This is a genomic window from Cupriavidus sp. F041, assembly GCF_057814235.1.
This window is the reverse complement of sequence record NZ_JBVASY010000002.1, coordinates 4,029,858-4,054,892: the sequence shown is the minus strand read 5'-3', so window position 1 is coordinate 4,054,892 and position 25,035 is coordinate 4,029,858. Positions and strand designations below refer to the sequence as shown.

The following is a 25,035-nucleotide window of genomic DNA, read 5'->3' as shown; positions in this document are numbered from 1 at the left end:
CGGAATACGCAGCAAGCATCCGCGCTTGAGGCTTTTCTTGGGTTTTGCCAGCAGTACGGCCAAGGGACCAAAGCCCTTGTGGTCGCGCGCAGGCTGGCTGAAGAAACACTGGATAGGCTCATGGTGGGAAAGCCACCGACCGTTTTCAATTCGACAAATATCGCAGACCTGGTGGGGCAAAAGGTATCGGCCGACAGGGCGACTGCCTGGTTATCCAAAATCTGGAAAGACTTGGAGCAGAAGCTCGAAGAGCGCCGCACGGGATTCCAAGATACCGCTCGTCAGGCTGGCATCTCCATCTACGCTTGGCCGAAGAAGTCCACGGGGGCAGGGGGCGCAGGCAATAGCTCAACTTACTCAATTGAGTTCCTGCAACTTCCTGCAACCGACGAGAAACCGGCCTCGACGCCTTTGAGCGAGATTTCGTATGTACAGGAACTGACCCTAAAGCCCGCTTTTTGGGCAAAGCCGTTATTAGGTACCGGATTTATCTTGACCGGGTGGCGACGTACCACCTTCATCGGATTCGGTGTCGCGGTAATTGCTATTGTTGGGTTAGCGTTGCTTTGGACATGGTATGCACTAAGCGGCGCTTGGTCGTCTATTCAGGTCGGAGGTATTATGCTGCTCCTTATGTTCGCAGCGGTGGTTACCTGGCGTGGTGTGGCGATACTGCGGCCATTCTCAGAGCTACTTGACCGTCGCATTATCATGGCACCGGACGCATTGGTCTCATTCCGCGAGCTAAACGTTCAACTGGAGTTAGCCCGAGAAAAACCGACGAATGGAGAGCCATTCAAGATGATTCGCCTGGTTCGCTACTCGGCAAGATGCCGGATATGCGGAGAGACAGTGCACTTAGCCGACGGTCGCCAGGAGTTCCCTGGGAGGCTGGTCGGGCGGTGCGAGGAACACCCGACCGAGCACGTCTATTCTTTTGACAGGTACACCAAAACTGGCCGGCTTCTGCGATGAGAAATCGAGGCCCAGCAAGTGGAGCCTTAGTTTAGGGCCGTCACCTCTTCGTTGAGGAGTCGCCCACACGCCCTATGCGCGTCGTATGCTGGGAAGACTTGGAGGTCTTCGCGTTTAGCTTGCTCCTTTAACTCATCGAGAGTGTCCCGAACGATAAGATACTCGCTGTCCGAGTAAATGGGCAAACCAGGAGCGGGAATCCAGGCTGTCAACTCGATGCATTCTGGCGTCGCAAATCCAAAGGCATCTCTAGCGCGAGCCAGTCGCCACAATGCTGCTGAGGCTGTCTTAAGTCGAACTGTAGATTTGCTCTTGGGATTGATTGCAGCGTAACACGTCGCATACGCGTGACCGATGTAGTCAATGGAGAACCCGCTTGGTGAACCAGTCAAGCTGAAGTTTCGGTTGAAGCCATGTGCCAAAGACGGTGCAACGGAAAGGACCTCCTCTCTCACCGATTTGGCGAAGCGAGCTTCATGGACTGGGCGGAGCGCTGCATCGTCGGTTTGAAGGGGAGAGGGGCCTCCTTTACCCGCAAAAAGCGCGCACCGGTCGAGGGCGGCATTGACGACGCCTTCCGCATCTTCCGCGTCAATGGTGAACGCTGGTCCCAGAGCAACGCCGCCCAAAGGTGGTTGCCAACCCGAAGGTATCTTTCCGCTTGCAGACCAAGCGAGATAATCGGCAACCAAGAGCGCACCGAACGTATGACAAGCGTATCCGAGGTCTTGTGGTAAGCACCGGAGGACCTTCGATGTAACAGCACGCGCGAATACAGCGCCGTCTTGATATTCTCCAACGACGGCGATTGCTAGTGACTCGCCCGACGCATCGAGCACAAGTCTGGCGAGGCGAGCCTGCCCGCTGATAACATCCGCCGCGGGACTAGATAGCTCAAGTTGCATAAGCTGGCTCATAACGCTGGGGGCCTGACATAGGCGCCGTTCATGCCTGGGAGGTCTGGTATGCCGAGAATCCTGGTGACAACGTCACATAGCCCTGTCGCACGCTTGCACAGAAAGCTGGAGATGGCTTCCCGGAGCGCCTCATCATGAGGGATGAGCAGGTCGAACGGTATCCGATTCACCTCGGTCGCGCAAGCTGCGCAGAACTGAATAAGTGGTGCTTTGAGCTCAAATCGTTGCTTGGTGGGAAGCTGTCTGATGACGTTAAGCAGGTGATTTGGACCAGCCAGAGGCGGCGTGGAAAATAGTCCAATTCCCGCTCCACCTAGAGCTCGCTCATGGTCGATGAGTAGCAGGTTACTCCCGGGCGCGACCAATACGTTTCCTTCGTGGCGGTCGTCGTTTCCAACGAGTTCGTCGAAGACTCCAATGCGGGCGAGAAGGGGAATTTGCGCAGCGTACTGCTGTAGCAGTGCTTCCGGCTGGAGTCCGGCCAGGTTGAGAGACTGCGCGAAGCGGACCGATTGCGTGCCGAAGCAAAGGTGAACATTATTGTCGCCGAACGGCCATGCAACGGGAACAATACTTCGTGAGACTCGGACCCATAGTGGCTCGGGCGCTGGCAGTGCAAGGGCCCTGGCAAGCCATGCGCACACAGACTCCGCCGCGAATTCCTTCGCGTTCAGCAGCTTAACGTGGGCATTGAGGCATTGTGTGCGGACCGGCACCTGAACACGGCCGACTAGTACGACGTGCGACGCGCTGCCGACCGGCTCAATCGGGCGAAATTGTAGCGTGCCGGTTGCAAATGGAGAGTCAGGTAAGTGCACAATGCCTCGTCAACTCAGCGTTCTCGGCCGTCGCGCTCTCACAGCTCGCTGTACGCGGCCACAATAGGTAGTGCAAATTCACTTTGCGTACACCAAGTATAGTGTACGTGACCGAATGTCCAGCGAGCAAGGTCTTCGTTCTCGACTCCCAGAAAGCGGATTACTCTATAAGATGCTTTTTAGTCACAATTCGGTTTTGTCGTTGCAGCGCCAACGCGGCCGGAAATTTGGGCCCAAGTGGACAACGGGCGGCAAGGTCCAGGGTGCGCTGCGGAAGCGACGGAGGATGGCCGGGGCATGGCAAGGCTAGGCCGTGGGCGTCGAGGTATTTGGGCAGTGCATCCCAAATATAGCGCCGCGACTTATACGCCACAGAGTCCGCCTGAACTGGACCAGTGCTCAAAAGTTACTTCTTGTTCAGGCCGTCATCGGACTGCCCTTGGCCGCCAGCGGTCGTCTGGCAAAAAGAGTAGTAAAATCAGGCACTTGGCCCCGCTTTAGTCGATACGCCACTTTATGGGTAGATTGGCTATTTTTGCGCCACGTTATGGGTGACCGGAGGACGATTTGGGTGTGCCTCAACGCTCACAATCCGACTTCCTGGCGCCAAGTTATGGGTGCCCGCAAACGCCAAGTTATGGGTAACGCCACAAATGCGGTGGCGTTAAGCATCAAATGGCCGAAATGACGGCTTATGCTTACGCCCGGTGACCTATGAGGCCATCGGAAACGCGCTAACTCTCCACTGATTGGCTCCCGAAGAGGTGTCTTCGTCCGGCGCGAGCCAGTACGCCCCGGGGGCCTCGCGCCAGCCCAGACGAATCCCCATGTTCGACAGTTCGACCAGAACTCTCCGGCGAGTAGGCGACTGTCCCCGTTTCACAAGATCTCGATGAGCTTGGCGGTAGGCGTCCACATTAGCCCGGGTGCGATCGGCTGTTTCCGCGCGTCTCGCTTTGGCACGAGCGCAATCGATCGATCCGGCCGGGAAATCTGGGCCCTCACTGCATTGCTATTCCGTCGGCTCTGGCGTCGCCTTGATGATCTCCTCCAGTTGTTCGCTCATTGGAATGCCCAGCCGCTCACCGGTCGGCAACCGGTTCAGGAACCACTGCTTGTACAGGCGATCGAGCTCGCCCGACGTGCCCAGCTTGCGCACGGCCTTGTCGACGACGGCGGCGAATTCCGGGTCGCCCTTGCGCAGCATGATGCCGTAGGGGTCGTAGGAGAGAAACTCGCGGGTAACGTCGTACTGGCTGCGCGTGCCGTATTTGGCCAGGAAGCCATACAGCAGGATATCGTCGCCCGCATAGGCGTCGGCGCCGCGATGCCGCAGGACCTCGAAAGCGTCGACATGGTCGCGAGCGCGGATGATCTTCAGGCCGAGATTGAAGCGCGTGGACAATTGCTCGATGGCCTCCACGTTGGTCGTGCCAGCCGTAGCAACCACCGTCTTGCCCTTCAGGTCGCGGAATGACTTGATCGGCGAACCGTGCGGCACCATCAGTTTGGTCCCCGCCAGGAAGATCACGGGCGAGAACGCGACGCGCTGCTGCCGCTCGGCGTTGCGTGTCGTGGAGCCGCACTCGAGATCGATCTTGCCGGAAACAATCGCATCGAAGCGGCTCTCGGATGTCACCGGCACCCACTTGATCGTCAGGTCGCGACCGACCTCTTCCCCCGCAGCCTCGACGATCGACGCGCAGATGTCGATCGAATACCCGATCGGCCTGCCGATCTGGTTCAGGTAGGAAAACGGCAATGAGGATTCCCGGTAGCCGATGATGAGAGCACCCGTTTCCCTTGCCTTCTTCAAAGTTCCGGAAAGCGCGTAAGGCTCCTGCGCCCCGACGGAGGCGGCGGCTGCCGCCAGGCACAGGGCCATCGAGATCCGCAGCACCATATGGCCGGGCCGGGCTCGCCGGCGTGCTTGTTGGGAGTGCATGCATCGGTCCTGGGTGTCGCGCGCCGTGCCACTTACGCTTGCGCGGCATCTGGCTTGTGCAAGGGCACCGACCCGTCGGCGGTATCGCTTTCGTCTCCCTCGTCTAACGTGGATCCGCTCGACAACTGACCTTCCCATTTGGCCACCACGGCTGCCGCAATCGAATTCCCCACCGCATTGGTGGCCGAGCGGCCCATGTCCAGGAATTGGTCCACCCCCATGATCAACAGCAGGCCGGCCTCTGGCAGGCTGAACTGGTTCAGCGTGGCCGCGATGACCACCAGCGATGCGCGCGGCACGCCGGCCATGCCTTTCGAGGTCAGCATCAGCAGCAAAAGCATGGTGATCTGGGTGCCCAAGGGCAGGTGGACGTCGTAGGCCTGCGAGATGAACAGTACGGCGAACGTGCAGTACATCATCGATCCGTCCAGGTTGAAGGAGTAGCCCATTGGCAGTACGAAACTCGAGATCTTGCGGTCGACACCGAATTTGTCGAGGGCTTCCAGCAGCTTGGGATAGGCCGCTTCCGAGCTTGCGGTCGAGAATGCCAGCAGGAACGGCTCGCGAATCAGGCGGATCAGCACCAGGGCCCGCTTGCCCAGGAACGCGATCCCCGCCAGGACGAGGAGTGACCACAGCACCAGCAAGGACAAGTAGAAGCCGCCCATGAACTTGGCAAACGTCACGAGGATCGCCAGGCCTTGCGTGGTGATAGTCGACGCGATGGCGGCAAACACGGCCGCCGGCGCCAGCCACATCACCGCACTCGTGATCTTCAGCATCACCTGGACCAGATCCTCGATGACGCCGGCCATGCGCTTGCCCTTTTCGCCAAGCGTCGACAGCGCGGTCCCGAAGAAGATCGAGAAGACCAGGATCTGCAGGATTTCGTTGTTTGCCATGGCCTCCGCCGCCGAGCGAGGAACCAGGTGGGTGACGAAGTCCTTCAGTGTGAAGGCATTGGTTTTGAGGCTGGTGGCGGTGCCAACCTCGGGCAAAGGGAGTCCGAGGTTGTGCCCCGGTTGCAGCATCGTTGCCATGATCAGGCCGAGGGTCAGCGAGACGAGCGATGCGGTGATGAACCAACCCATCGCCTTGACGCCGACGCGCCCCACAGTGCTGGCATCCCCCATATGGGCGATGCCCATCACCAGCGTCGAGAAGACCAGCGGGGCGATGATCATCTTGATTAGTCGCAGGAAGACATCGGTGATGATCGAGAAATAGCCGGCAACGTCCTTCGCGGCCTTGGGATCCGGGAAGGCAATATTGCAGGCGTAGCCGACCACGCCGCCAAGTACCATCGCGATGACGATGTAGGTGGTGATATGGAGATGTTTTCCCATGGCCGGCCCCTGGCGGTTGCAGAGCTATCTTGTGCAAGGCAGGCGCTGGCCGTTCGCCCCGCATTTCGACCTGGCTGACTCGGCACTGACCACGTGCTTGATGCGACTCTTCAGCGGCGGGAATTGGTCCGTAAGTCGGTTCCGGCTACTCGAAATGCGGTGGTCTGCACGTAAGTAACGATAGGCGCTCGCACCGACGATGTGCAAGCCAGAGATCATGTGCCAGATAACAAAACTGACCCGGCAGGTGTCCTACGGCGCCGCATGCCGTCTGACCCTTGCCGATCCCTCCTCTCACGCATCCGGACTCCATGCCAGATGCCCGGAGCGGCCGGACACTGGTGCACGGCCAAGCCTGACGCCAACGCCAGTACAGCCATGCCACAATCCCAATAGATTCAATAATTTATGAGTGTCCAGCGCGATCGGACACGTCATGCCGCGGGGAGATCAACGCGTTAGCGCATTGCGCCACTCGGGGATACGCAATACGCCGGAAAGTCCGGCGGGCCCATCCCTGGGCGGCCAGCGCTGCCATCCCGTTGACCTGGATCAACCCGGCCCCTCGTCTGTCTCCTAATCTTTCACATAGTTATCGAAATCCGGTGGATTCCCGATCAGGGCAGTCTGAAATGCCTTCGCGGGATTACGGAGTGCCATTGACCTTCTCGGGCGTACAGCCAGGGGCGTGCGATGCGATGGCTTGCGAGCGTTAGCGGGAATTGAATGCCACCCACCACGGTAACTTTGATTTGCGGATTCCTGAGGAGAACAGGATGATCATGCATCTGAATTTGCGCACTGTGATGGCAGCGGTGTGCACGACGCTGGCGATCGCATCGGGCCCTGTCCGTGGCGACGAAATCCCGCTGATCACCGGCCAGCATTGGATCGAGTCATCGGAGCAGGCGAAGAAGGCTTACCTCATTGGCATCGCCAATGTCATCCAGGTTGATATCGCGTATCGGGCCCAGGTGGGCAATTCACCACCCGACACGCAAAGCGTCATTCCTCGCCTGGCGAAGGGGCTGCAGGGCCAGACACTCGAAACGGTGCGGGAAGGACTGGATCGGTGGTACGCCACGCACTCAGATCGGCTTCAGCGGCCGGTTATCGAAACGATCTGGTTCGAAATGGTCGTTCCCGGACTTCAGCGCAACAAGTAGGTGAAACGCATGAAATCACTCGGACTGATCGGTGCAACGCTTGCCCTCGTCGGCATTGTCGGGTGCACGAACATGACGCCGCAACAACAAGGGACGATGTCTGGCGCGGGCGTGGGCGCGTTGGCCGGCGCAGGCATTGCTGCCATCGCGGGCGGGAGCGCCTGGACCGGTGCCGCGGTAGGCGCTGTTGCTGGCGGTGTCGCGGGCAATATCAAGGGAGGCAAGCAGCAGTAAGACGCGTCCGGCGCTTCGCTGCAAGATCTGGCGCGGAGACTTGCCTCACCCTCCGGCCTTGGCTTGTCGCGCGCGAGGCAGATGGCGCAAACCTGACGATGGGGAATGCCACATGTCCAAGAATACGAAGGGAAGGAGCGAAAGTGCCGCGCCTCAAACCGGGACGCCTTACTTGTCGGCTGATGAACGCGCCGCTAAAGGGCGGGCACTGCGCGACACGGTGCCGCGCGCATCGCACGCTGGATGGACGCCGCCCAAGGATCGCCGCGACCCGGTTGAACTCCTGATCGAATCCAATGAGGGCCGCATCCTGAGCCTGACCCCGATACGCTTCGGGCGCATGGCGGCTTCGCCATTCGCGTTCTATCGTGGCGCGGCCGTACTGATGGCAGCCGACCTTGCCGGCACCCCGACGAGCGGGATCCGGGTGCAGGCGTGCGGCGATGCGCACCTGATGAACTTTGGCGGCTTCGCGACGCCCGAGCGCAACGTGATCTTCGACGTCAACGATCTCGACGAGACGCTGCCGGCCCCTTTTGAGTGGGACCTCAAGCGGCTTGCGGCCAGTGTGGTCGTGGCGGCGCAACATCTGGAGCTTCCCCGCAGCGACGCGGGACGCGTGGCAACGGATCTCGTGCGCGAATACCGCGAGCGGATGGACAATTTCGCCGGGATGCGGGCGCTCGATGTCTGGTACAACAGGATCGACCTGCAAAAGTATGAAGACCGGACGGGCAATCCGGCTGTGGTGGCAGCGGCTCGCAAGCGGTTGGAGGAGCGGCTCGAATCAGAGCGGCGCAAGACGGTGCCTGACCATCTGTATCCGAAGCTCGTCTCGGAGCAAGGGGTCAAGCCCAGGATCAAGGATGAACCCCCCCTGATTTTCCATCCCACGGAAGAACAGGCTCCCGGTCTCGAGTCAGGGTACAAGGAAGCCATTGCCTCGTATCGGGAGAGCTTGCCCGAGCATGTCCGGACACTGTTCGACCGCTTCCACTACGTCGACCTGGCCCTCAAGGTCGTCGGCGTGGGAAGCGTTGGCACGATGTGCGCCGTGGGACTGTTCATGGCGGCGGACAACGACCCGATGTTCCTCCAAGTGAAGGAGGCGAAGGCCTCCGTGCTCGAGCCCTATGCGGGCAAGAGCCTGCACGCCAATCATGGCCAGCGCGTCATCGTGGGACAGCGCCTCATGCAGTCGGCCAGCGATGTGTTCCTTGGTTGGACCCGAGGCGTGAACGGCCGCGAATACTATCTCCGCCAGCTTCGCGACATGAAGTTGTCCGCGGTCATCGAGGACTGGGATACAGGGATGTTGCGGCAATACGCGCGGATGTGCGCGCATGCCCTGGCGCGCGCGCATGCCCGCTCCGGCGATGCGGCGACGATCGCCGGATACATGGGCTCCGGGCAATCCTTCGACGACGCGGTCGGCGAGTTTGCGACCGAGTATGCCGCCCAGAACCGAAGCGACTATCGGGCGTTCCTCAGTGCAATCAGAGAGGGCCGGATCCCGGTGATGGTCGAGGACTAGGCAGGAACGCTGCCGGGGTTTTCCGGGAAGATGCTCTCGGCGTGGAGAGGCCAACAATGAACGCTCGCGTCTCGGAGCCCGGCGACGCTCGGGATTCGCCTCTGACTACACAAGACTTCTCGCTTGTCCTGGGCGGGCCACTCTTCCAGCTCCTGCGTAAGGCACACCTGACCGATGATGCGTTGCAACTGGTGCACCAGCGCATCATCGTCATGTCCTTGTTTGCCTGGCTGCCGCTCCTGGTGCTGTCAGCGGCTGAGGGGCAGCTGTTGGGCGGGCGAGTGACCTTGCCTTTTCTGCTGGACATCGAAGCGCATGCGCGCTTCCTGCTGGTGATGCCGCTGTTGATCGCTTCGGAGCTGGTGGTGCACCTTCGCATGCGGCCGGTGGCGAGGCTGTTCATAGAGCGCAAGCTGATTCCCGAAAACGCCTCGATGCGATTCGAGGCGGCCATCGCGTCGGCGTTCCGGCTGCGGAATTCCGTGCTCACCGAGTTGTTGCTGATCGGCCTCGTGTATGGCGTCGGCATCCTGGTCGTCTGGCGGCACTACACGGCACTCGACGCCGCCACATGGTACGTGACATCGTCCGCCGAAGGCTCGAGACTCTCGCTTGCCGGCATGTGGTATGGCTACGTGAGCCTGCCTGTCTTCCAGTTCCTGCTGTGTCGCTGGTATTTCAGGCTCCTTATCTGGATCCGTTTTCTCTGGCAGGTGTCACGTATCAAGTTGATCCTGATTCCCCTGCATCCGGACCGCGTCGGCGGCCTGGGATTTCTCGCCCAGGCGGTTCATGCCTTCTCGCTGCTTGCCATGGCGCACGGCATGCTGCTGGCTGGACAACTCGCCAACCGCATCTTCTATCTCGGGGCCAAGCTGCCTGAGTACAAGATACAGATCGCGGTCATGGTCATTTTCCTGCTGTGCCTGGTGCTTGGCCCGTTGCTGGTGTTTTCGCCTCAGCTGGCGGAGGCGAAGCGCACGGGCCTGCGTGAATACGGCACGCTGGCGGAGCGCTACGTACGCGAGTTCGATGCCAAGTGGCTACGCGGAGGAGCCCCTCCCGATGAATCGCTTGTGGGTAGCGGCGATATCCAGTCCCTCGCGGATCTGGGCAATAGTTTCGACGTTTTGCGGACGATGCGCATTGCCCCGATTACGCGAGAATCCATCATGCAGGTCGCCGTGGCCACCCTTTTGCCGGTGCTGCCGCTGGCGTTGACCATGATGCCGTTGGAAGCGCTGCTCAAGATGATGTTCGGCCTATTGTTCTAGGCGACCGTTCCCCGCCCGGCATTGCCATGCTCCTGGGAGCGGTAGCGTGCGATGGTCTGTTATTCCTGCTCAATCGGCGCCTGGCACAAGCGGCCGGCATCGGCTGCGTGCTCGAGGCAATGACAAGCCTGCCGCTGGTACATCCGGCGAGCTAACGCACGGTGCCGGGTCCTTGATATCATCCGTCGCATGCCGCCCGATATCCACATCCCCCACACCGAATACGAGATCACCGCGATCCGCGCGCAAGGCGCCGGCGGGCAGAACATCAACAAGGTCTCCAACGCGGTTCACCTGCGTTTCGATGTTCGCGCGTCGTCGCTGGAAGAGGGACACAAGGCGCGGCTGCTGCAGCTTCACGATCACCGCATCACGCGCGACGGCGTGGTGGTGATCAAGGCGCAACAACACCGCAGCCTGGAGATGAACCGCGAGGAAGCCGTGCAGCGTTTGCACGACCTGGTGCGCAGCGTGGCCACGCCGCCGCGCACGCGCCGTCCCACGCGGCCAACGTACGGGTCCAAGATGCGTCGCCTGGAAGGCAAGAGCCAGCGCAGCCAGGTCAAGGCGCAGCGCGGCAAGGTCGTGGACTGAGCGCCAACGCCACGTCACATCGCGCATCCGCCGCGCGTACCCGTCCCTGCGACGCGCATATCCCGCATCCCCTTATTGGCAGCGCTCCGTGACGCGGTTCGCGAACGCAGCCGCATCCGCCAGTGCGCGCCGCGCTTCCGGCAGGAAGGGATGGTAGAGCTGCCAGACATGCGGCACGCCGCGCCAGACGTGCAGCTCGGCCGCGCCGCCGGCCGCCCTGGCGCGTTCCACCAGCCGGCGCGAATCGTCGAGCAGCACTTCCTTGTCGCTGGCCTGCACATAGAGCGGCGGCAGCGCCGCCAGCGCGGCAGGGTCGGCGTAGAGGGGCGAGACCAGCGGTTCGGTGGCGGCGGTGTCGCCCAGGTACAGGCGCGCGGCGCGGGCGATCGACTCGCCGTGGAACATGACGTCGTGGCGGTCGTTGCTGCGCAAGGTTTCGCCGGTAGCCGCCAGGTCCGTCCACGGCGAGAACAGCAACGCCCCCGCAGGCAGCGTCATGCCGCGCGCCTGTAGCGCGAGCAACGTCGCCAGCGCCAGCCCGCCGCCGGCGGAATCACCGGCAATCACGATGTTGCGTGGCGAAATACCGAGTGCGAGCAGCGCCGAGTAGGCATCGACGGCATCGTCCAGCGCGGCGGGGAAGGGATGCTCGGGCGCCAGCCGGTAGTCCAGCGAGAACACCGGCATGCCGGTCCCGCGCGCCAGTGCCAGCGTCAGCGGACGGTGCGTCTGCGGTGTGCAGAAGTAGTAGCCTCCGCCGTGCAGGTAGAGCAGCGTAGGGACATCGGCGTGCGCGGCAGCGCCATCGCGGCGCGTCCATTCGCCCGGCAAAGCGGCCGCCTCGGAGCGTTCGATGCGCCAGCCCGCCGGCACGCGCGCGTTCTGCCCGAACTGCGCCATCGCGCGGCGGGTGCCGGCCACGTCGATCTGCGCCGGCGGCGCGCCGCGCTTCAGGCGCTTTCTCAATCCGTAGGACAGCAACAGGTTCTGCAGGCTCATCGGGCTCCTCGTTCGGTGGTCAGGACTCGGTGTGGATGCTTGCGGCGTTCAGTGCGGCCGGCGCTCCGGCGGCTTGCGCTTGCGCGCCGGGGCAGGTGCCGGTTGTGCCTGGCTTTGCTCGCGCTCCTGCGCCCGCTGCTGTTCGGCGGCGCCGCGCAGCAGCCAGCCGATCAACTGCCTGGATTGCTGGATGCGCTGGCGCCGGCCCTTGGCGTTGTCTTCGAGATAATCCGTCGACAAGTGGAACAGGTAGGACACCACGTAGCCGCACAGGTCGTCGATGACCGGGCGGGACAGTCCGGGACACAACTCCAGCCGCTCGATGTCTTCCGCCATTTCGGCGGCGATGTCCGCCAGCAACTGGCGCACCGCGTCGCGCAGCGTGGGTTGGGGGCCGGTGCTGCCGCACACGCCGACAAAGAAGGCGTCGGGGTGGGCGTCGGCGTAGGCGAAGAATGCGTCGCAGGCGCGCGTGGCGACTTCGCCGGGATTGTCGCGCGCCACGGCCCAGCGCACCGCGCGCAGCATGGGCCGCAACTCGTTGCTGACCTCGGCCACCGCGGTCAGCGCTAGGTCTTCCATATCGCGGAAGTGGCGATAGAACGTGTTGGGGTTGAGCCCCGCCTCGCGCGCCAGTTCGCGCAGGCCCAGGCCGGCGAAGCTGCGCCTGGCCGCGGCCAGGCGCAGCGCCGCGTCGATCAGTTTGCGTTTGCCGCCAGCAACATCTTCCATGGTCTCGGGCAAAAAAGTTAAGGCCGGGATACCCCGGCGTGGTCATGCTTCGGTTTGGAATTGACACTCGGTCTACATTCGTCTACTTTGCTGCAAAAGTAGACGGTTGTCTACGCCGACTTGCGAGGGCAGCGATGCACCCCGCAAGAAAATAACGAACAAGAGACACAAGGCGGCTGCGCGCCCCTTGGCCCAATCCTGGCGATCCGCTCGCCGACTACCAACTGGTGAACCGACCATGCAGCGCGACTCCGCTCCCGCCGTTCCCGCCGCAACCCTGTCCGCCGCGCCGGCCGCGCACGCCCTCGCGCCGATTCCGTGCGACCCCGGCTGGCCGCTGGTCGGCAACCTGCTGCAAGTCACGCCCGGCAAGGTCGCGCAGCATCTGCTGGCGCGCAGCCGCCATTTCGATGGCATCTTCGAACTTGATTTCGCCGGGCGCCGCGTGGCGTTCGTCAGCGATGCCGCGCTGGCGGGCGAGCTGTCGGACGGGCAACGCTTTCGCAAGATCGTCGGGCCGCCGCTGTCCTACCTGCGCGACCTGGCAGGCGACGGCCTGTTCACCGCGCACGGGGAGGAAGAGAACTGGGGGCGCGCCCACCGCATCCTGATGCCGGCTTTCAGCCAGCGCGCGATGAAAGGCTACTTCGACGTGATGCTGCGCGTGGCCAACCGGCTGGTCGACAAATGGGACCACCAGGGCGCCGATACCGACATCGCGATCGCCGACGACATGACCCGGCTCACGCTGGACACCATCGCGCTGTCGGGTTTCGGCTATGACTTCGATTCGTTCTCGCGCGAGCAGCTCCACCCCTTTATCGATGCGATGGTCGGCGCGCTGGAAGAGGCCATGGGCAAGCTGACCCGCTTCGCGCTGCAGGACAAGTTCATGCACGCGGCGCACCGCAAGTTCGCCGAGGACATCCGCTACATGCGCGAGCTGGTGGACGAGGTGGTGAGGCAACGCCGCGCCGCGGCCGGGAAGGATGTCGGCCAGCCGCCGGCGCACGACCTGCTCAACCTGATGCTGGACGCGCGCGACCCCGACACCGACCAGCGCCTGGACGATGTGAATATCCGCAACCAGGTCATCACCTTCCTGATCGCAGGGCACGAGACCACCAGCGGCTTGCTGACCTTTGCGCTGTACGAACTGCTGCGTAATCCCGGCGTGCTGGCGCAGGCCTATGCCGAAGTGGACGCCGTGCTGCCGGGCGATGCACCGCCGGCCTATGCCGACCTTGCCAGGCTCCAGGTGATCGACCGCGTGCTCAAGGAAACACTGCGCCTGTGGCCCACCGCGCCCGCCTTTGCGGTGGCGCCGTTCGAGGACACCGTGATCGGGGGGCGTTACCGGATCCACAAGAACCGCCGGGTTTCGGTGGTGCTCACCGCGCTGCACCGCGACCCCAAGGTGTGGGCGGATCCCGAACGCTTCGACATCGACCGCTTCCTGCCGGAGAACGAAGCCAGGCTCCATCCGCACGCCTACAAGCCGTTCGGCAATGGCGAACGCGCCTGCATCGGTCGCCAGTTCGCGCTTACCGAGGCCAAGCTGGCGCTGGCGCTGATGCTGCGCAACTTCCAGTTCAGCGATCCGCACGGCTACCAGTTCCGCATCAAGGAAACGCTGACCCTGAAGCCGGATGCGTTCACGTTGCGCGCGCGCAGGCGCCGCCCGCATGAGCGCATCGCTGCCGCCGCGGCGGCCGGCGCGGCCAGCGTCCAGTCGCAACGCCCGGCGGTGCGGGGCAATGGCCAGGCCCTTGCCGTGCTGTGCGGGTCGAGCCTGGGCACCGCGCGCGAACTGGCCGAGCAGATCCATGCCGGTGCGCTGGCGGCCGGCTTCCATGCCACGCTGCGCGACCTGGATGACGTGGTTGGCGCGCTGCCCGCCGAAGGCCTGGCGGTGATCGTGGCGGCCACCTACAACGGCCGCGCGCCCGATTCGGCGCGGCGCTTCGAGGCCATGCTCGACGGCGCGGCTGTGGATAACTATCGCGCCGCAGACCTGCGCTTTGCCGTGCTCGGCTGCGGCAATTCGCAGTGGGCCACCTATCAGGCATTCCCCAAACGCCTGCACGATTTCTTCAGCGCGGCCGGCGCCACGCCATTGCTCGCGCGCGGTGAAGCCGACGGCAACTGCGATTTCGACCAGGCTGCGGAGTCGTGGCTCGCCGGGCTGTGGCAATCGCTGCAGGCGCTGCGCGTGGAGCAGGGCGCGACGCCCGATGCGGCGGGCGCGAGCCACATCGAAGTGCGGCTGCGCGATATCGCCACGATCCGCGCCGGCACGCTGCCGCCGTCGACGCAGGCCTTCACGGTGCTGGCCAACACCGAACTGGTGAACGATCCTGCCGGCCTGTGGGACTTTGCGCAGGAAGCGCCGCGCACTTCCACGCGCGACATCCGGCTGCGCCTGCCCGAAGGTGCGAGCTATGCCACCGGCGATCATCTCGCGGTCTATCCGCAGAACCATCCGGCCACCGTGCGCGACCTGTGCGAGCGGCTCGATCTCGATCCCGAGGCCATGGTGACGCTGTCCGCCGCGCATGCATCCGCCGCGCGCGGCCTGCCGCTGGAGGAGGCGCTGCCCTTGCGCGCGCTGCTGACGCATTTCATCGAACTGCAGGACGTGGTGTCGCGCCAGACGCTGCGCACGCTGGTGCAATACACGCGCTGCCCGTTCACGCGCGGGGCGCTGGAACGGCTCGGGTCGGACCATGCGGAAGACGGCTACGCCGCGCGCGTCGCCGCGCAGCGGCTGGGGCTGGTGGACGTGCTGGTGGGCCATCCCGCGATCGCGCTGACGCTGCCGGGCTTGCTGGCCTGCACGGTGCCGATGCGCCCGCGCTTCTACTCCATCGCTTCGTCGCCGGCGGTATCGCCTGACGTGGCGACGATCACCGTCGGCACGGTGTTGTCGGCGGCATTGTCGGGCCGTGGCCTGTTCCGCGGCGTGGCATCCACCTGGCTGCAGGGACTCGTGCCGGGCGCCGTGGTGGCGGCGGCGATCCGTACGCCCAATCCGGCCTTCGCGCCCGATCCCGATCCGGCGCGGCCGATGATCCTGGTCGGGCCAGGCACCGGCATCGCGCCGTTCCGCGGTTTCCTGGAAGAGCGCGCGGCACAAATGGCCGCTGGCCAGGCGGTGGCAGCCAGCCGTCTCTACTACGGCTGTCGCCATCCGGAGCACGACTGGCTCTATCGCGACGATGTGGCGCGCTGGCAGGCCGGGGGCGTGGTGCAGGCGCATGCCGCCTACTCCACCGCCGGCGCGCCGGACCAGCGCTATGTGCAGCATCTGCTATGGCGCGATCGCGAAACCGTGTGGGCGATGCTGCAGGACGGCGCCACGATCTACGTGTGCGGCGATGGCCGGCTGATGGCGCCGGCGGTGCGCCGCACGCTGATCGAGATCGCCGCGCAGCAGGGCGGCATGAGCGAGGCCGCGGCGTCCGACCGGCTTGCGGCGATGGTGGCGCAGGGGCAGTACCGGCAGGACGTGTTCAACTAGCCGGCCAGGTGTCGTCTCGCCATCGCGCTGGTTGGCAGAAATCTGCGGATCATTGTCAGCCGCCACGGCGCCATATTCCTTACGCTCGGTGTCATCCCCACCTCCCTCACACCGGAGCGCCCGATGGCACGTCCCGCGATGTCCCAGGCCCGGGTCCTGGCAATCTGCCAGGCCCTGTTCACCTCGGCCCTGTCCGTCGATCTGACGCTGACCGGGCTGGTCGGCTATACGCTCGCGCCTGACAAGGCGCTTGCCACGTTGCCGTTTGCGCTGATTACCGTCGCGTCGGCCCTCACCGCCATCGCCGCGGCCTTCCTGATCGAGCGGCTGGGCCGCCGCGCGGCATTCAGCCTCGGCGGGCTGGCGTGCTGGTGTCCGTGTGGGCGATCGCGCACCATGACTTCGCCGCCTTCTGCGTGGGTACCGCGCTGGTCGGCGTGTTCCAGGCCTTCGCGCGCTTCTACCGGCTGGCCGCCGCCGATGCCGCCGCGCCTGCCGACAAGCCGCGCGCGATCTCCACGGTGCTGACCGGCGGCGTGGTGGCGGCCGTGTGCGGCCCCGCCATCGCGGCGTGGAGCAGCGACCTGATGGTGGCGCAGCCCTTCGCGGGCTCCTACGCGGTGGTGTCGGTGTTCGGTCTCGCCACGGTTCTGCTGCTGGTTTTCGGCTACCGGGAGCCGCCGGCCCAGGCCGCCGCCGCGGCAGCGGCCGGGCACGGCGACACGGCACTGCCCGCGCGCCCGCTGGCCGAGATCGCGCGCCAGCCGGTCTTCCTCGCGGCCTTCGCCAACAACGGCATCGGCAATGCGGTGATGATGTTCGTGATGACCGCCACGCCGATCGCCGCGGTGGCGTGCAGCCACACCATCAAGCAGGGCGCGCAGATCATCGAGTGGCACCTGGTCGGGATGTACGCGCCATCCTTCTTCTCCGGCTGGCTGCTGCAGCGCTTTGGCCGCGGGCCGATGCTGATGTGCGGCATCGCGCTCGCTGCGATGGGTTCGCTGGTGGCCCTGGCGTCGACCGCACTGCCGGCCTTCTACGTCGCATTGCTGTGCCTGGGCGTTGGCTGGAATTTCATGTTTGTCGGCGGCACCACCTTGCTGGCGGAGAGCTACCGGCCCGCGGAGCGCGCGCGCACCCAGGCGCTGGCCGAATTCTCGGCCGCCGCGCTGACCGCGCTGGCGACGCTCGCCGCCGGCCAGGTGCTCTACCGCCATGGCTGGCAGGCGGTCAACCTGGCGGTGCTGCCCGCGCTGGGGCTGGCGCTGCTGGTCACGCTGGGCTGGCAACGGCAAGCGCCGCGGGCGGCGGCACTGGCGGGTTGACGGCCGGCGCCAGTATGATCGGCGGCTGGCACGCATTCACACTCTCGTCCAGGCCATCGTCCATGCCATCCAGCTCTCCCTTGCCATCCGACCCGCCGCGCATCGTGGTGCTGGTCGCGCCGGACCCCGCGCAGGAGCTTGACGTCACCGGCCCCAGCGCCGTGTTCGGCAATGCCAACGGGCGTGCCGGACAGCGCTCGCCTGCCTACGAGATCCGCATCGCCAGCGTGCGCGACGACGGCCTGGTGTGCACCGAGAGCGGCATCCGGCTGCTGGCGGATGCGCCGTATCACCGCATCGGCGAGATGCTGTCAGGCCCGATCGATACCTTGCTCATCGCCGGCGGCTCGGGCCATGCTGCTGCGGCCGAGGACGAGCGGCTGATCGGCTGGATCCGCGAGCAGGCGCCGCGCGTGCGCCGCCTGGGCGCGGTCTGCACCGGCGCTTTCGTGCTGGCGCGCACCGGCCTGCTCGACAGCCATCGCGCCACCACCCACTGGCGCCACGCCGCGCGCCTGGCGCAGCGCCATCCGCTGGTGCAGGTGGACCCGGACCCGATCTGGATTCGCGCCGGCCAGTTGTACACATCGGCCGGTGTCACCGCGGGCATGGACCTGGCGCTGGCGCTGGTGGAGGACGATCTCGGCCACGCCGCATCGCTGGCTGTCGCGCGCGAGCTGGTGCTGTTCCTGCGCCGGCCTGGCAGCCAGGCGCAGTTCTCCACCTTGCTGCAGGCGCAGAGCGCGCAGAGTCCGGAATTACGTGAATTGCAGGGCTGGATGGCGGAGCACCTGGCGCGCGACCTGTCGGTGCCCGTGCTGGCGGAGCGCGTGGCGATGAGCCCGCGCAACTTCGCGCGCGTGTTCGCGCGGCAGGTCGGCGAGACGCCGGCGCGTTACGTCGAGCGGCTGCCGGTGGAGGCGGTGCGGCGCATGCTGGAAGAGGACGGGCGGCGGCTGGAAGGCATCGCCCATGCGACCGGCTTTGCCAATGCCGACGTCATGCGGCAGGCGTTCCAGCGGCATGTGCAGACCACGCCGGAGCGGTACCGGGCGGCGTTCAGGACCAGGCCGGCGGAGCGGGGGGAGGTTGCGTAGTGGTGGCTTCCCCCCTCTCCCACCAAGTGGCAGAGGGGGCGGACGAAAGGCGCTCAGCCCTTGGCCTGCAACGCAGCAATCCGCTCCTCGATCGGCGGGTGGCTGGAGAACAGCGACAGCCATGACTTGCCGCCGGCGATCCCCATGGCCTGCATGTTCTGCGGCAGGCCATCCGGCTCCAGTCCGCCCAGGCGGCGCAGCGCCGCCACCATCGGCGTCGGGCTGCCCATCAGCCTCGCCGCGCCGGCATCGGCACGGTATTCGCGGTGGCGCGAGAAGGTAGCCACGATGATGCTGGCCAGGATGCCGAACACGATCTCGCACACCACCACCGTGATCATGTAGCCGATGCCGGGGCCGCTCGATTCCTCATCGTTCTTGCGCAGCATCGAATCCACGAAGTAGCCCACCACGCGCGCCAGGAAGATCACGAAGGTGTTGACCACGCCCTGGATCAGCGTGAGCGTGACCATGTCGCCGTTGGCGATGTGGGCCACCTCATGCGCCAGCACGGCTTCCACTTCGTCATGCGACATGGTCTGCAGCAGGCCGGTGGAGACCGCCACCAGCGAGTTCTTCTTGGTGGCGCCGGTGGCGAAGGCGTTGGCCTCGCCTTCATAGATGGCGACTTCCGGCATCGGCAGGCCGGCGCGGTCGGCCAGTTTCTGCACGGTCTGCACCAGCCATAGTTCGGTGCTGTTGCCGGGGTGGGTGATGACCTGCGCGCCGGTGGACCACTTGGCGATGGTCTTGGACATCAGCAGCGAAATAAAGGAGCCACCGAAGCCCATCAGCGCGGCAAAGACCAGCAGCATGCCGAGGTTGAGCCCGTTGCTGGTCAGGAAGCGGTTCACGCCCAGCAGGCTGGCGGTAAAGCTGAGGACAAGCATGACGGCGAGGTTGGTCGCCAGGAATAGGAGGACGCGTTTCATTTTTTGATGTGAAGAAGTGATCGGTACAGTGGGGAAACCAGGCGCGCCCATTGCGGTCATTGCGGGCACGCCGGGTGCTCACGGCGAACGGAAAAATCGCAAGGGCGAACAACGAGTGCGCGCAAGACCAGCTTGCGCGCGGGGAGAGCATCAGGCGCTGGGTGGGCGCTGCTGGAGGGGAAGGTCGGGGTCGGGCAATGCGCCGGCGCGGTGCGCGGGCGCGCCGCTACCGGCGAGCCCGGCGACAAAGCGCAAGGGCGAGGCCGGCAACAGGGATTCGGCCAGGTCGGCGCCGGGCTGCGAAGGATCGCCAAGGTCAGCGGAGCCCGGGGCTTCGTCGGGATCCGCCGCGATGCTGGCAGCGGCCGCGTCGGCGCGATCCCGGTCATCCACAGCGGCGTATGCGGAATTTTGTGCCGCCTGCGCCGCCGTGCCGCACGAATCCGGTTGCGCCCAGCCATGCGACGCTGCATTGCCGACTGCGCACACGCCTGCGCCTGCCCAGCTCTGGAAGGGCATGACGGCAAGCATCAGAAGCAGCAGCAGGAAGCGGATGGCGCGCACAAATAGTTTGGTTTGGGATCGCTCGATACGGGGATTCGACATGAATCCGTGGCGAGAATTCTACAGGATGCGGCATTGCCACATGTAGTACCGCAAGCATCACATCGCAACACTTAGCCGAGGATTTTTTGCGCGGCGCGGGTTCCCCACCAGGCCGCTTCCTCGAACACCGAAACGCCGGACAGGTCTGCGTGGGCGAACAGGACGCGCCCATCGGCCGCGCGCAGCGCCGCCGCGCCGGCATTGCCGAGAAAGCCGGTGCGCGGCGAGGCCATGGCGTGCCCGCGCACGGTGATCTCCACCGCGTCGGCGTGGCGCCAGAAGGCGCGCCCGTAAGCCGCGCGCAGGTCGGTGGTGGCATAGTCCATCAGTTCGGCGGGGCTGGCCTCGGCCAGCCAGCGGCGGGTGTCGGCGAGCGAGCGCGGCGCCGCGCCCGGGTCGGCGGCAGCGTCGAGCGGGCAGTAGGCGGTGAACACGGTGGCCGCCGGCATCGCTTGCCGGATCAGCTGATGGGTGCTCACCACATAGCCCAGCCCGCGCCCGCCGTGCACCACGTTGTCCCAGGCCAGCGGTACGCCGGTTGCCTCCGGCGGGAAGCCGCGCAGGCGGAAGCTCGACACCATCCACGACGCGCTGGGCGGCAGGTGGCGCGCCGGGTCGAAGCCGAACTCTCGCAGCGGCGCCACACGGGCGGCCACATGCAGCGGCATGGCACAGATCACGCGGCGCGCGCGGATGCGGTAGAGGCGCGGCGGCCGGGCGCCCACGCCGTCCGGCCACCAGGCGCACAGCACCGAGACTTCCCGGCCTTGCTCCCGTACCTGCAAGGCCATGCCGGGGCGGCGCCAGGGCTGCGCGCCGGCCTGTTGCCCCGCGCCGCGGTGCGCGTCGATCCGCGCCGAGAGCCGCGTCACCAGCGCATGCAGCCCGTCGGGCCAGGTCAGCACGGCGCCGTCAGCGGCATCGCTCGCATGGCCCGCGCGGCTGGCGAAGTAATACAAGCCGGCCCAGGCGGAGATCAGTTCGTGGCCCGCGCCGTAGTCGTCGCGGCAGCAGTAGTCCACATACGTATGCAGGGTGGGCGAGGTATAGCCTTCGGCCAGCATCCATTGCCGCATGCTTTGCCGGTCCAGCGCGGTCCAGGCCGGATCCTGCGAGGCCAGCGCCAGCGGAATGGCGAAGGCCTTGCGTCCATCGCTGCCGCGTGCGGCCTTGAGTTGCTCGACGCGGGCCAGGAAGCGTGCGTGCTGCGCGCCTTCCTCGTCCGGCACGGCGTCGCTGGGCAGCAGGCCATCGTGCCATTTGCCGTCGAAGAGCAGGCGCTCGTCGGGCGCATGCACCAGCGCGTGCTCGTCGAACTCCGGCCGTGCGGCAAAGGGGTCGCGCCGGATCACGCCGGTATCCGCCAGCATCTCGCGGATATGCGTCGATTCGGGCGAGGGCAGCGGCAGGTAGTGCGCGCCGCGCGGGAAAGCCAGGTCGCCGCCGAAATTGCCGCCCGCCGCATTGCCGCAGAACTCCGGCCCGTCCACCAGCACGAAATCCTTCAGTCCGCCGCGCGCCAGCTGCCACGCCGCGCTGAGCCCGGCCACGCCGCCGCCGAGGATGGCAACGTCGGTCACGATCTCGTCCTGCGCGGGTACGGCCGACGGCCAGCCGGCGGCATCGCGCAGCGCATGGCCTTCGGCCATGCCGGGGCGCAACACGACGGGCGCGGGCTCGCGCAGGCCGACGCCAGCCAGGAAGCGGCTGGCATCGTCGCCCAGCCGGTCGCAGCCGGAGAGCAAGCCCAGGCTGGCCGTGCCGGCGCCGGCGATCAGGAAGCGGCGGCGGTCCATTCGGGCTCCCCGTGCTGACAACGGCGATCAGCGAATGACATTGCGCCAGTCCTGCTCGAAATCGTGCACCAGCGTCTGCTCGTTGAGCCGGTTCGCGCGCGCCTCGCGCGGCGCCATGTCGGCGGGGAAGCGGAACATCAGCGCGGTGCTGTCGGCGTCGAGGAACCTGAGCGGCACGCTGTAGCGCGTCGGCGGCGTGTAGTCGGCGCGCTTGGCCGCCAAGATGAAGCCCCACTCGCCGAAGGACGGCACGTAGGCGTGGTAAGGCCAGGTATGCAGGCCCGCTTCGCGCAGCGTGGCGTCGATATCCCAGAACGAGCGCGGCGCGAAGTAGGGCGACGTGGACTGCACCACCGCATAGCCCTTCTCGGCGAGATGGTGCGACATCAGCTTGTACATCGGCACCGAGTACAGCTTGCCGAGCCCGAAGTTGGACGGGTCGGGCAGGTCGACGATGATGGCGTCGAACATCTCGTTGTGCTGCTCCATCCATTGCGCGGCATCGGCATTGACCACCTGCACGCGCGCGTCCTTGAGCGAGCCCTGGTTCAGCGCCACCAGCGGTTCACTGCGCGAGAACAGCGTGGTCATGGCCGGGTCGAGGTCGACCAGCGTGACGTGCTCGATATTCTTGTGCTTGAGGATCTCGCGCACCGCCAGCCCGTCGCCGCCGCCGATCACCAGCACGCGGCGCGCCCAGGGCAGCGCTTGCAGCACCGGATGCACCAGCGCCTCGTGGTAGCGATGCTCGTCGCGCGAGGAGAATTGCAGGTTGCCGTTGATATAGAGGCGCATGTCATCCTTCCAGCGCGTGATCACCAGGCGCTGGTACGGCGTGCTTTCGCTATGGATGATCTCGTCGCCGAACATGCCGCGCTCCGCCCAGTGCGTGAGCCGCCCGGAAGCCAGGAAGCCGCCGGCCAGCAGCACCAGCACCAGCGAGGCACGCAGCATGCGCGACATGACCGGCTTGAGTTCGTCGCGGAAGATGTGGATGGTGACCAGCGCCACGCCGGCATTGAGCATGCCGAACAGGAAGCCGGTACGCGACAGGCCCAGGCGCGGCGCCAGCACCAGTGGGAACACCAGCGAGACCGCCAGCGCCCCGAGGTAGTCGAAGGTAAGCACGCGGCTGACCAGTTCGCTGAAGGCGGTGCGGCGTGTGTTGAGCACGCGCATGACCAGCGGGATCTCCATGCCCACCAGCACGCCGAGCACGAACACCATGGCGTAGAGCGCGGTGCGAAAGGGCGCCGACAGCCACGCGAACACCACGAACAGCAGCGCGGCGGAGATGCCGCCGAGCAGCCCGATCAGGATCTCGATATCGATGAAGCGCGCCAGCACGTCTTCGTCCTTCACATAGCGCGACAGCCAGGAGCCCACGCCCATGGCGAACAGGTAGCAGCCGATGATGGAAGAGAACTGGAGGATGGAATCGCCCAGCAGGTAGCTGGACAGGGCGCCGGCGATCAGCTCGTAGCCGAGCCCGCAGGACGCCACGATCAACACCGAAAGAACAAGGGTACGGTCGCGCATCAGGTAATCAGTCGGGTCGGCGGTCGGGATCGGATGGGCAGGGGAGGGAGAGGAGCAGGCGAGCCGCGATACAGGATCGGCCTGGCACGCTGTAAATTGTTGTCATTGCTGGAAATGGACAACGATATACTTGAGCGCCGGCGCGGTAGCGCAGCCGGCAAGATACTGCCAAAAGTTGAAACCGGAACACAGTCGTGGAACCCGCCGGAGAATAACAACGATGCAAGCCATCTACGCCTACGTGCTGCACTTGCTGGCTGGCCTTGCCCTGCTGGCGGTGTTCGTCGGAGTCTACACCAGGATCACGCCCTTTCGCGAATTCGCGCTGATCCGCCAGGGCAACCTCGCGGCGGCGCTGTCGCTGTCGGGAGCGATGATCGGTTTTTGCTTTACGCTGTCGTCCAGCATCCAGCACAACGACACCTTCCTGATGTTCCTGGCGTGGGCGGTGGGCGCGATGCTGGTCCAGGCGCTGGCCTACGCCGGGCTGACGCGCGCGCTGCCCGACATGGACGCCGCGATCGAGTCGAACAATATCGGCATGGGCGGGCTGATGGGCGCCATCTCGGTGACGGTCGGGGCGATCAACGCCGCGTGCCTGTCCTGACTGGCCGGATTTGCTGGAAATTTGCTGAGAACTTTGGGGATCGCCATGAGCATCGGATCGTTCATCAAGAAGCAGTTTATCGACATCCTCCAATGGACCGAGGACAGCGACGGCGTACTCGCCTGGCGCTACCCGATGGAGGATATGGAAATCCAGTACGGCGGCAGCCTGACCGTGCGCGAGTCGCAGATGGCGGTGTTCGTCAACGAAGGCAAGATCGCCGACGTGTTCGGGCCCGGCATGCACAAGCTCACCACGCAGACGCTGCCGGTGCTGACCTACCTGAAGAACTGGGACAAGCTGTTCGAGTCGCCCTTCAAGTCGGACGTCTACTTCTTCAGCACCCGCCTGCAGATCGGCCGCAAGTGGGGCACCGCCCAGCCCATCACCATCCGCGACGCCGATTTCGGCATGGTGCGGCTGCGTGCCTTCGGCCTGTACTCGTACAAGATCGCCGACGCAGCCAGGTTCTACACGGAGATCAGCGGCACGCGCGCGGAGTACACCCGCGACGAGGTGGAAGAGCAGCTGCGCAACCTGCTGATCGCCACCATGACGTCCACGCTGGGCGGCGCCTCGGTGCCGTTCCTCGACATGGCCGCCAACCAGGCGCTGATGTCGCAGACCATCCGCGACAAGCTGGCGCCGGAGTTCGAGCGCTATGGCGTGGCGCTGGATAATTTCGCGGTGACCAATGTGTCGCTGCCGGAAGAACTGCAAAAGGCCATCGACACCCGCATTTCGATGGGCATGATGGGCGATATGGCGAAGTACACGCAGTACCAGGTCGCCACCTCGATCCCGCTGGCCGCGCAGAACGAAGGCGGCGTGGCCGGGCTGGGCGCCAGCCTGGCGGCCGGCGCGGTGATGGGCCAGGCGATGGCGGGCGGGCTTGGCGCCGCCGCCGGCGTACAGCCCGCCGCGCCCGCCGCGGCTGCGGTTCCGGTTGCGGCACCCGCGGACGATCCCGCCGCGCGACTGCAGAAGCTCAAGGACCTGCTCGACAAGAGCCTGATCTCCCAGGCCGACTTCGATACCGCCAAGGCCGAGATCCTGAAGAAGCTGGTCGGCTGAGC

20 protein-coding genes and 1 pseudogene are annotated in these 25,035 nt (G+C 65.2%); 11 read left to right on the top strand and 10 right to left on the bottom strand.

The genetic code is table 11. The features are described from left to right. Positions 1 to 120 precede the first annotated feature (120 nt). The gene (locus ACZY0R_RS36115; RefSeq protein WP_488865234.1) at positions 121 to 975 is read left to right on the top strand and encodes a hypothetical protein; all 855 of its coding nucleotides are present in this window, start codon (positions 121 to 123) and stop codon (positions 973 to 975) included. Positions 976 to 1,001: 26 nt separating this feature from the next. On the opposite strand, the gene ACZY0R_RS36110 is transcribed toward ACZY0R_RS36115, so the two are convergent. From ACZY0R_RS36110 to ACZY0R_RS36095, 4 genes are all read right to left on the bottom strand, one after another. Beyond that, positions 1,002 to 1,880 carry a hypothetical protein gene (locus ACZY0R_RS36110; protein WP_488865232.1) on the bottom strand — a complete coding sequence of 293 codons (879 nt, stop codon included), beginning with the start codon at positions 1,878 to 1,880 and terminating at the stop codon, positions 1,002 to 1,004. Positions 1,881 to 1,888: 8 nt separating this feature from the next. Further along, positions 1,889 to 2,608 carry a HipA family kinase gene (locus ACZY0R_RS36105; RefSeq protein WP_488866375.1) on the bottom strand — a complete coding sequence of 240 codons (720 nt, stop codon included), beginning with the start codon at positions 2,606 to 2,608 and terminating at the stop codon, positions 1,889 to 1,891. 1,114 nt (positions 2,609 to 3,722) lie between these two features. Further along, positions 3,723 to 4,595, bottom strand: a complete 873-nt coding sequence (locus ACZY0R_RS36100) for an amino acid ABC transporter substrate-binding protein (RefSeq protein WP_488866373.1) — start codon at positions 4,593 to 4,595, stop codon at positions 3,723 to 3,725. Positions 4,596 to 4,687: 92 nt separating this feature from the next. Next, the gene (locus ACZY0R_RS36095) at positions 4,688 to 6,001 is read right to left on the bottom strand and encodes a dicarboxylate/amino acid:cation symporter (RefSeq protein ID WP_488865230.1); all 1,314 of its coding nucleotides are present in this window, start codon (positions 5,999 to 6,001) and stop codon (positions 4,688 to 4,690) included. A gap of 776 nt (positions 6,002 to 6,777) precedes the next feature. Here ACZY0R_RS36095 and ACZY0R_RS36090 point away from each other — a divergent pair. From ACZY0R_RS36090 to arfB, 5 genes are all read left to right on the top strand, one after another. Further along, positions 6,778 to 7,167, top strand: a complete 390-nt coding sequence (locus tag ACZY0R_RS36090) for a hypothetical protein (RefSeq protein WP_488865228.1) — start codon at positions 6,778 to 6,780, stop codon at positions 7,165 to 7,167. A gap of 9 nt (positions 7,168 to 7,176) precedes the next feature. Continuing rightward, a complete protein-coding gene (locus ACZY0R_RS36085; protein WP_045242279.1) occupies positions 7,177 to 7,401 on the top strand; it encodes a YMGG-like glycine zipper-containing protein in 225 nt (74 codons plus the stop codon). A 112-nt stretch (positions 7,402 to 7,513) separates the two neighbouring features. Beyond that, positions 7,514 to 8,935: a DUF2252 domain-containing protein gene (locus ACZY0R_RS36080; protein ID WP_488865226.1), complete on the top strand. Its 1,422-nt coding sequence runs from the start codon at positions 7,514 to 7,516 to the stop codon at positions 8,933 to 8,935. A 56-nt stretch (positions 8,936 to 8,991) separates the two neighbouring features. Next, positions 8,992 to 10,209: a hypothetical protein gene (locus ACZY0R_RS36075; RefSeq protein ID WP_488865224.1), complete on the top strand. Its 1,218-nt coding sequence runs from the start codon at positions 8,992 to 8,994 to the stop codon at positions 10,207 to 10,209. 189 nt (positions 10,210 to 10,398) lie between these two features. Further along, entirely contained in the window at positions 10,399 to 10,803 is a 405-nt protein-coding gene (gene arfB / locus ACZY0R_RS36070; RefSeq protein ID WP_488865222.1) for an alternative ribosome rescue aminoacyl-tRNA hydrolase ArfB, read from the top strand. Positions 10,804 to 10,875: 72 nt separating this feature from the next. On the opposite strand, the gene ACZY0R_RS36065 is transcribed toward arfB, so the two are convergent. Together ACZY0R_RS36065 and ACZY0R_RS36060 are read right to left on the bottom strand one after the other, a co-directional pair. Beyond that, positions 10,876 to 11,802: an alpha/beta fold hydrolase gene (locus ACZY0R_RS36065; RefSeq protein ID WP_488865220.1), complete on the bottom strand. Its 927-nt coding sequence runs from the start codon at positions 11,800 to 11,802 to the stop codon at positions 10,876 to 10,878. Positions 11,803 to 11,850: 48 nt separating this feature from the next. Further along, positions 11,851 to 12,534 carry a TetR family transcriptional regulator gene (locus ACZY0R_RS36060; protein ID WP_488865218.1) on the bottom strand — a complete coding sequence of 228 codons (684 nt, stop codon included), beginning with the start codon at positions 12,532 to 12,534 and terminating at the stop codon, positions 11,851 to 11,853. A gap of 238 nt (positions 12,535 to 12,772) precedes the next feature. Between ACZY0R_RS36060 and ACZY0R_RS36055 the strand changes: the two genes are divergently transcribed. From ACZY0R_RS36055 to ACZY0R_RS36045, 3 genes and pseudogenes are all read left to right on the top strand, one after another. Next, positions 12,773 to 16,054 (top strand): bifunctional cytochrome P450/NADPH--P450 reductase, encoded by a 3,282-nt coding sequence (locus ACZY0R_RS36055; protein ID WP_488865215.1) that lies wholly within the window; start codon positions 12,773 to 12,775, stop codon positions 16,052 to 16,054. A 123-nt stretch (positions 16,055 to 16,177) separates the two neighbouring features. Then, positions 16,178 to 17,382: pseudogene (locus ACZY0R_RS36050) on the top strand (MFS transporter). 62 nt (positions 17,383 to 17,444) lie between these two features. Continuing rightward, complete coding sequence (locus tag ACZY0R_RS36045) at positions 17,445 to 18,479, top strand: GlxA family transcriptional regulator (RefSeq protein WP_488865213.1); 1,035 nt, start codon at positions 17,445 to 17,447, stop codon at positions 18,477 to 18,479. A 53-nt stretch (positions 18,480 to 18,532) separates the two neighbouring features. On the opposite strand, the gene htpX is transcribed toward ACZY0R_RS36045, so the two are convergent. The 4 genes from htpX to ACZY0R_RS36025 form a co-directional block, all read right to left on the bottom strand. Next, positions 18,533 to 19,411: a protease HtpX gene (gene htpX / locus ACZY0R_RS36040; protein WP_045242287.1), complete on the bottom strand. Its 879-nt coding sequence runs from the start codon at positions 19,409 to 19,411 to the stop codon at positions 18,533 to 18,535. Positions 19,412 to 19,561: 150 nt separating this feature from the next. After that, positions 19,562 to 20,017 carry a hypothetical protein gene (locus ACZY0R_RS36035; protein ID WP_488865211.1) on the bottom strand — a complete coding sequence of 152 codons (456 nt, stop codon included), beginning with the start codon at positions 20,015 to 20,017 and terminating at the stop codon, positions 19,562 to 19,564. 71 nt (positions 20,018 to 20,088) lie between these two features. Next, a complete protein-coding gene (locus ACZY0R_RS36030; RefSeq protein ID WP_488865209.1) occupies positions 20,089 to 21,813 on the bottom strand; it encodes an FAD-dependent oxidoreductase in 1,725 nt (574 codons plus the stop codon). Positions 21,814 to 21,840: 27 nt separating this feature from the next. Continuing rightward, a complete protein-coding gene (locus tag ACZY0R_RS36025; RefSeq protein ID WP_488865207.1) occupies positions 21,841 to 23,352 on the bottom strand; it encodes a polyamine aminopropyltransferase in 1,512 nt (503 codons plus the stop codon). A gap of 220 nt (positions 23,353 to 23,572) precedes the next feature. On the opposite strand from ACZY0R_RS36025, the gene ACZY0R_RS36020 reads away from it, so the two are divergent. Together ACZY0R_RS36020 and ACZY0R_RS36015 are read left to right on the top strand one after the other, a co-directional pair. Beyond that, positions 23,573 to 23,959, top strand: coding sequence for a DUF350 domain-containing protein (locus tag ACZY0R_RS36020; RefSeq protein ID WP_488865205.1), 387 nt, complete (start codon positions 23,573 to 23,575; stop codon positions 23,957 to 23,959). A 45-nt stretch (positions 23,960 to 24,004) separates the two neighbouring features. Then, positions 24,005 to 25,033, top strand: coding sequence for an SPFH domain-containing protein (locus tag ACZY0R_RS36015; RefSeq protein WP_488865203.1), 1,029 nt, complete (start codon positions 24,005 to 24,007; stop codon positions 25,031 to 25,033). Positions 25,034 to 25,035: the final 2 nt, after the last annotated feature.